The 7,285-nt window shown below is 64.8% G+C and carries 4 protein-coding genes and 1 pseudogene; 1 reads left to right on the top strand and 4 read right to left on the bottom strand.

The annotated features are described in order from the left end of the window. Both ACE3UY_RS08200 and ACE3UY_RS08195 read right to left on the bottom strand, forming a co-directional pair. Positions 1-338 (bottom strand): annotated as a pseudogene (locus ACE3UY_RS08200) (hypothetical protein); the annotation flags it as partial. Between the two features lie 82 nt (positions 339-420). Further along, a complete protein-coding gene (locus ACE3UY_RS08195; RefSeq protein WP_374687056.1) occupies positions 421-1,587 on the bottom strand; it encodes a S41 family peptidase in 1,167 nt (388 codons plus the stop codon). A 250-nt stretch (positions 1,588-1,837) separates the two neighbouring features. Between ACE3UY_RS08195 and ACE3UY_RS08190 the strand changes: the two genes are divergently transcribed. Further along, a complete protein-coding gene (locus ACE3UY_RS08190; RefSeq protein WP_374687055.1) occupies positions 1,838-4,792 on the top strand; it encodes a glycoside hydrolase family 3 N-terminal domain-containing protein in 2,955 nt (984 codons plus the stop codon). Between the two features lie 96 nt (positions 4,793-4,888). On the opposite strand, the gene ACE3UY_RS08185 is transcribed toward ACE3UY_RS08190, so the two are convergent. Further along, a complete protein-coding gene (locus tag ACE3UY_RS08185) occupies positions 4,889-5,797 on the bottom strand; it encodes a cation diffusion facilitator family transporter (RefSeq protein ID WP_374687054.1) in 909 nt (302 codons plus the stop codon). A gap of 111 nt (positions 5,798-5,908) precedes the next feature. Beyond that, on the bottom strand, positions 5,909-6,940 hold the full coding sequence (locus ACE3UY_RS08180; protein ID WP_374687053.1) for an NAD-dependent epimerase/dehydratase family protein: 1,032 nt from the start codon (positions 6,938-6,940) through the stop codon (positions 5,909-5,911). Positions 6,941-7,285: the final 345 nt, after the last annotated feature.

Genomic DNA, 7,285 nt, shown 5'->3' with positions numbered 1-7,285 from the left:
GTGGTGAAGTCGGCGCCGCCCAACGGCGACTCGCCGGATGGAGCGGGGACGGCTGTCGATTCGGGCACGGCGGTGGCCGGTTCGGCCGTGGGTGGCTCCACCGTAGGGGCGGTCGTGGGCGAGGGCGGAATGGTCGGGCTGGGTTCCGGTTGCGCCGGCGAGGGCGAAGCGACGACCGCTGTTTCTCCTCCACCCGGCGCGGAGGTCGGAGTGATGGTCGCCGCGGCCAGCGCCGCAGTCGGCTCGACCGGTGGCTGGGCGCCGGCCGTGGCCCGCCCGGCCAGAAAGCCGACGATACCCATCCCCAGGCCGACCAGCAGGATCAATATGGGCAACAAAAGGCCGGGCAAACGGCGCCCGGCGGGTTTAGATTCGGGAGTTTGATGAATTGTCATGCTTAGTCCGCCGTTCGCCAGCGATTTAGCCGGGGTCTGCCTGAAGAAACTCGACGGCCCGCTCCAGCACCGGGTCGCGGCCGTTGTCGATGTCATCCTGAGTGACTTCGACCAGGATATCCGGCTCCAGGCCGCTCTGGTCGAGCTGGCGCTTGTCCGGCGTCAGCCAGCGGGCCGAGGTAACGTGCACCGAAGAGCCGTCGCTCAGGTCAAAGACGAGTTGCACCGAGCCTTTGCCGAACGTCTTGCTATTGCCGACCAGCGTGGCCCGGTCGCGGTCTCTCAGCGCGCCGGCGACGATCTCCGAGGCGCTGGCCGTGCCGCCATCGATGAGCACCACCAGCGGCTCTGTAGGGGCCAGCGTCTCGGCTGTGGCATTGAACACGCGCTCGCCTTCCTGCTGGCTTTGCAGGTACAGCACGGGGCCTTCGTCCAGGAAGTGGTCGGCCACGGCCACGGCGGCGTCGCGCAGCCCGCCGCCGTTCTGGCGCAGGTCGAGCACAAAGCGCGTGGCCCCTTGCGATTGCAAGTCCTGTAACGCCGCACCGACTTCGTTGCCTGTCTCAGCACTGAAGCGGGAGAGGCCGATGTAGCCGATGGTTGGGTCGGCTTCCAGCACGCGGTGGGTCACCGATGGCAGCAGGATATCGGTGCGTACCACGCTGATATCGACCGTCTCGGTCGTACCCGCATGGCGAATGGTGAGCACGACCGTCGTGTCCTTCTCCCCTTTTACCATGTCGATGATTTCCGGCACGGTCATTTCCGGCGTAATGGGCGCGCCGTCCACCGCCAGCAGCACGTCGCCGGTCAGGATGCCAGCCGCTTCGGCCGGGTTGCCGGGAATTGGCTCCAGGAGCACGTCGCCGGTTTCCTCTGAACGGGTGATGTACGCGCCGATGCCGCCGAAAGAGCCTTGCAGGCGCTCCCGTTCCACGTCGCGGGCCGCCGGCTCGATGAAGACGGTGTAGGGGTCGTCGAGCGCCGCCAGCGAGCCGCGGATCGCGCCATAGGCTACGTCACGCTCGGGGGGCAAAGCGCCCAGGAAATTCTGCTCGATGAGCGTCCAGGCCTCGTGATAGAGGGCCATATCCTGCTCGGCGTGGGCCAAGGGGGAACCATTCCGGTCGTTTACCAGTTCGCGCGCCAGGTAGCCGGCCACGAAGGCGCTGGCGGCCAGAATGACCAACATGAAAACGGTGAGCCCACCACGGACACGGTTTGACATAAAAACACTCGCGCGCCCAGTTGGGCGCTCATGATAATGATTTTAACACAGGTGTTCGGTCAGGCAATCCGCTGTATAATTGGCGTCGTTGCTGTTAGTAAGAGTTAATGCGGAGAGTCGGCCATCGCGCAAAACGCCGCTTGCCTCAGATGGTCGCCGACGCATCAATGGTTGGGTTGGTGGAGCGCCACCGCCATCAAGCTAGTTGTACCACATGAAACGATCCGGCCTTCGGCGCGCGACCGGGCTGGTGCTGTTGCTATTGGGCCTTGCCCTGCTCGCACCGGTCGGAGCGCGGAGCCAGAACGAACCAGACCTGTCTGCTCAGGCGGAAGCCTTGTTGCAGACAATGACCGTTCCCGAGCGGATCGGTCAGTTGTTTCTGGTTACGTTCCAGGGCGACCGCGCGCCGGCTGACAGCGCCGTGGCCGATCTGATCCTGAACTACCACATCGGCGGCGTGGCCCTTCTGTCGAAGAACGACAACTTCACCGGCTATGGTACTCCGGCCGCCACGCCTAACCAGGTTAGAGAGCTGACCGGCAATCTGCAACGGCTGGCGCTGCTGGGGTTCAGCAACGACCCAAGCGCCGAACCGGATGATGACACCATACCGCCTACTCCGGAGCCGCAGCCTCAGACGTCGATCCCCCTGCTCATCGCCACGCGCCAGGACGGCGACAGTTTGCCGGTTGCCAACGTCCTGGCCGGCTATTCGGCCGTCCCCAACAACATGGCGTTGGGGGCGACGTGGCGGCCGGCCTACGCACAGAGAGTGGGCGAGGTCGTCGGCCGCGAACTGGCAACCACAGGCATCAATCTGCTGCTTGGCCCATCCCTGGACGTGCTGGAGCGGCCATCGGCGCAGAGCGCCGGCGACCTCGGAACCTACTCCTTCGGCGGCGATCCCTACTGGGTAGGGGTGATGGGACGCGCGTACATCGAAGGGATTCACGCGGGCGGGAGCAACCGTCTGGCGGTGACCGCGAGCAGTTTTCCCGGCAAAGGCAGCAGCGACCGCCCGGTCGATGAGGAAGTGCCGACCGTCCGCCGCTCGCTGGAGCAACTCAAGCAAATCGAACTCGCGCCCTTCTTCACCGTCACACGCGACGGGCTGGGCGCGCCCGGCACGGCCGAAGCGCTGCTGATGACCCACATCCGCTACCAGGGTTTCCAGGGCAACATCCGCGCCACCACCGCGCCGATCAGCCTCGACCCTCAGGCGCTCAACTCCCTCATGGCCCTGCCAGAGTTCGCGCCATGGCGACAGGGCGGTGGCGTGGTTGTCTCTGACGCGCTGGGCGCGCGGAGCGTGCAGCGTTTTTATGATGACACCGAGCGCGAGTTTCCGCACCGGCAAGTGGCCAAGGACGCGCTCCTGGCGGGCAACGATCTGCTCAACGTGGCCGACTTTGCCCTGGGTCAGGGAAATGAGGCGGCCGTGCTGGCTAACGTGCAGGACACCATGGTGTGGTTCCGCGACCGCTACGAGACGGATCCCCCCTTCCGTCAGCGTGTAGACGAAGCCGTCCTGCGTATCCTCAAGCTGAAACTGCGCCTCTATGGCGGCGATTTCTCGGCCGAGAACGTCATTGGCGAGACGGACGAGGGCACGCCACCTTTTACGCCGATGAGCGGAGCCGCCTTCTTCGACATCGCCGAAACGGCCATCACCTTACTCGCGCCTAATCCGGAGGAGTTGACCAACCGTCTGGCCAGCGCGCCGGGCGCGGGCGACCGCATGGTCATCTTCACCGACGTACGCCAGGTGCAATCCTGCTCCACGTGCGAACCGACGCCCCTGCTCGCCCAGGCGGTCCTCCAGGAGCGGGTGCTGGCGATCTATGGGCCGGATGGCAGCGGCCAGGTGCAGCCCGACAATATCAGCAGCTTTACGTTCGCCGACCTGAACGCCTTTCTCGACGCGGGCAACGAGCCTATCCCGTTGCCGACCGAGTCGCCCCCGCCCACAGCCGATCCGGACGCGCCGCCCGACGCGACGCCCGTCCCCACGCCCGCGCTGCCGGCCGATTACCAGGTGCAGGAAGCGCTGCGCGACGCGGACTGGCTGGTCTTCGCCCTGCTCAACGCCGGGCCGCGCGCCGGCACGGCCGACTCGGCCGCGTTGAGCCGCTTCCTGGCCGAACGACCGGACCTGGCCAGCCAGAGCGAGGTCGTTGTGCTGGCGTTCGACGCCCCCTACTTCCTGGACAGTACTGAGATCAGCAAGCTGACGGCCTACTACGGGGCCTATAGCCGCACAGGCGCGTTCGTGGACGCCGCCGTGCGCGCCCTGTTTCTGGAATCGCCACTCACGGGCGCGCCTCCGGTCAGCGTCGAGGGCATCCAGTACGATCTGTTCACCCAGACCCAGCCCTCACCCAATCAGGTGATCGCGCTCTTCTTGGTCATCGGCAACGAGATCGTCGCGCCGTCCAGTCAGGAGCCGCTGGCCTCGGCCATCGGCGACACGTTGCGATTGCAGACTGGCATTGTCGTCGATCGCAATGGGCAGCCCGTGCCGGATGGCACGTTGGTGCGCTTCATCTTGCGCAACCGGGTGCAGGGCACGGTCGCCATTCTGGGCGAGCGGCCGACGACGGGCGGCGTCGCCCAACTGGATTACGTGCTGGACGCCAGCATGGGGCCGGGCCAGTTCCGCATCACGGCCGAGTCGGGGGCGGCGACGGTATCGCAGGAAGTGGACATCGTCCTCCAGGAAAACGCGCAACTGGCGATCATCATCCCCACCCCGGCGGCGACGGAGACGCCCACGCCCTCCCCCACCCCCTCGCCTACGCCGGAACCAACGACGACGCCGCCCCCGGTGCCTACGGCCACGACGGCAGCCCCCGAGTCGGAAGCGGAAAGCGGCTGGCTGATCGGGCTGTCGGAGCTACGCTCGCTGGCCGGGGTCATGGTGGGCTTGTTGCTCGTCGCCGGGCTGGCCCTGGCGCTGAACCGGCGGCTGCCCGCGCTGCCGCTGCCGCAGCGGGTGGGGCGCCTGTTGTGGGGTATCGCAGGGGGTCTGCTGGTGTACAACTATTACGCGCTGGGGATGCCCGGCGCAACCCTCTTCGCGGCGCTAGGCAGCCTGGCCGGGCTATTTCTTATCCTGGCCGGCGGCATCGGCGGTCTTCTGCTTTACCAGCCTCTCCATCAAACGTAGCATCAAAGAAGATCATCCGCAGATTTCGCAGATTACGCAGATTCTTTCTGAAACACTGCGTAATCTGCGAAATCTGCGGATGCTTCCTCCTTCCCCTCAGTCTGGTCGGTAAAGCGGCTCATCCTCCCACGACGACGGGTCTTCGGCCGGCTCGATATGGGTGAGGACGTTCACCGGGGCCAGTTGCTCGCGGATCTCCCGTTCGATCGCCTCTAGCAGTTCGTGACCGCGCTGGACGCTCCACGAACCGGGCGTCTGCACGTGGAAGGAGACGAAGCGCTGCGCGCCGGCCTGGCGCGTGCGCAAGGCGTGATAGGTGATGCCCTGTTCGCGGTAGCGCTCCAGGATGGCCGTCACCTTGGCCGCTTCATCCAGCGGCAAGGCGACATCCATCAGGCCGTCTACGGCGACGCGGACTAACTTTCCGCCGGTAAAGATGATCTGGAGGGCGACGATCAGACCAACGACGGGATCGAGCCACAACCAGCCGGTCAGCCCCACGAGCCCTACGCCGACGATGACGCCCGCCGAAGTCCACACGTCGGTCAGCAAGTGATGGGCGTCGGCCGTCAGCGCCGCCGAGCGGTGGCGGCGGCCTGCGCGCAATAAGATTCGGGCGACGACGAAGTTAGCCGCCGCGGCAATGGCCGAAACGAGTACGCCGATGCTTACCTGTTGCAGTGGTTGCGGTTCGAACAAGCGCTGCACGGCTTGCACGATGATGAGAACGGCCGCCAGCAAGATAAGCGTCCCCTCGGCCCCGGATGATAGATACTCAACCTTGCTGTGGCCGAAGGGATGATCGGCGTCAGGGGGACGCTCGGCCACGATCAGCGCGATCAAGGTGATCACCGCCGCTACGATATTCGCGCCCGACTCCAGCGCGTCGGACAGAAAGCCGACCGATCCGGTCAGCCAGTAGGCCAGGACCTTGAGAAAAATGATCACGATGGCCGTGGCGATGGAGAGCCAGGCGTAGCGCGTCAGGCCGTTTCGAGCGGGCATAACCTTCATTGTCGCGCCACAAGGCGGCGCTGTCTATTCTCAATGGAAACATCGGCCTTAGCCGATGCTAAGTCCAGAGCGTGGAGCGCCAAACTCCCTGACTTGGCCAACCTATTTTGCCGGCTGCGCCTCATGGTGATAGCGCTGGCGGATGTTGGGGACAAGGTACTCATCGAAAGCGCGCTGGAGATCATAGGCCGGAGCCCAGCCCCACTCAGTGCGTGCCGCCGTGTCATCCAGTTCGGCCGGCCAGCTATCAACGATGCCCTGCCGCCGCAGATCAGGCTCGAAGGTCACCTGGGCGTCGGGAAAAGCGTGGAGCACCTGGTCGCGGAAGTCAGCCGCCGACAGGCTGAAGCTGGTGACGTTGTAGACCGCGCGGCCCAGGCTCTCGGCCGGGACGGCAGCCAGTTGGAGCAACGCGGTCACGGCGTCGGGCATGGCCATGAATGGCAAGACGGTGTCCTCGCGCACGAAACAGGCGTAGGGCTTGCCCTGGGCGGCGGCGTGGAGCATTTCCGGGCCGTAGTCGGTCGTGCCGCCCGACGGTACCGTGTAAGCGCTGATGAGGCCGGGAAAGCGCAGGCTGCGGAAGTCGAGCATGACCGGCCGGTTAACGGATAGCTGCTGGTAATGCTTGCTGTAGTAAATGCCCAACTGTTCGCAGTAGAGCTTGTTGCAGCCGTACATGGTGCTGGGGTTGGCCCACTGCCACTCCTTCAACCGGTAGTCGCGCGCCTTGATGGCAAGATTCGGCAGACCGTAGGCGGCCACCGAACTGGGGAAGATAAAGCTGACGGGCTTGCCGCGGCGCTGGGATTGCTCGGCCGCGACCTGCAACAGCGCCAGGGTGCCATCGACGTTCACCTGGTGCGCCAGCTCGGGCGAGAACTCGCTGCGTGTGGAAAGCAGCGCCGCCAGATGGAAGATGATCTCAAAGTCGTACTCCGTCACCAGCCGGGCCAACAGCTTGCTATCGAGGATGTCGCCGCCAATGTGGGTACACCGGCCGGCCAGTTCCGGCGGGATGGTGTGTAGGTCGAGGGTCAGCAGCGGCAGCGATTGTTGTTCCGATAAGTTGGCGATAAGCGCCTGGCCGATCTCCCCGGACGCGCCGGTGATCAGGATGGCTTTCTTGCGCATGTTGTCAAAGCTCCTTCGTGGGAAATGGGATGGCCGGGCTGACGTCCACCGGACGCCATGTTATACTCGCCGGCTATTGCTATTGTACCGGAAGCAGAAAAAGAGAAGAAACATCCGCAGATTTCGCAGATTTCGCAGATTTTTCTTAACGAAAACGAAGGTGCAAGCCATCGGAGAGACACACGCTATGCGTCAACGCTACATTTTGGGGTTCTGGCTGCCGCTGTTTGCCAGTTGGCTGCTGATGGCGGCCGAAGGCCCCATCATCTCCGCCTCCATCAACCGGCTGCCGGACGAGGTGATCATGCTGGCGGCCATGGGCATCGTCACCAGCCTGTCGGTGAC

The sequence above is a fragment of the Promineifilum sp. (SeqCode) genome, assembly GCF_041918635.1.
Classification (GTDB): Bacteria; Chloroflexota; Anaerolineae; order Promineifilales; family Promineifilaceae; genus Promineifilum.
This window is presented reverse-complemented; position numbering and strand designations above follow the sequence as displayed.

What these genes read in the sequence shown, in the direction of transcription:
- ACE3UY_RS08185 (WP_374687054.1), bottom strand. Translation starts at nt 5,797, where the DNA reads ATGCCCGCTCGAAACGGCCTGACGCGCTACGCCTGGCTCTCCATCGCC.
- ACE3UY_RS08180 (WP_374687053.1), bottom strand. Translation starts at nt 6,940, where the DNA reads ATGCGCAAGAAAGCCATCCTGATCACCGGCGCGTCCGGGGAGATCGGC.
- ACE3UY_RS08190 (WP_374687055.1), top strand. Translation starts at nt 1,838, where the DNA reads ATGAAACGATCCGGCCTTCGGCGCGCGACCGGGCTGGTGCTGTTGCTA.
- ACE3UY_RS08195 (WP_374687056.1), bottom strand. Translation starts at nt 1,587, where the DNA reads ATGTTGGTCATTCTGGCCGCCAGCGCCTTCGTGGCCGGCTACCTGGCG.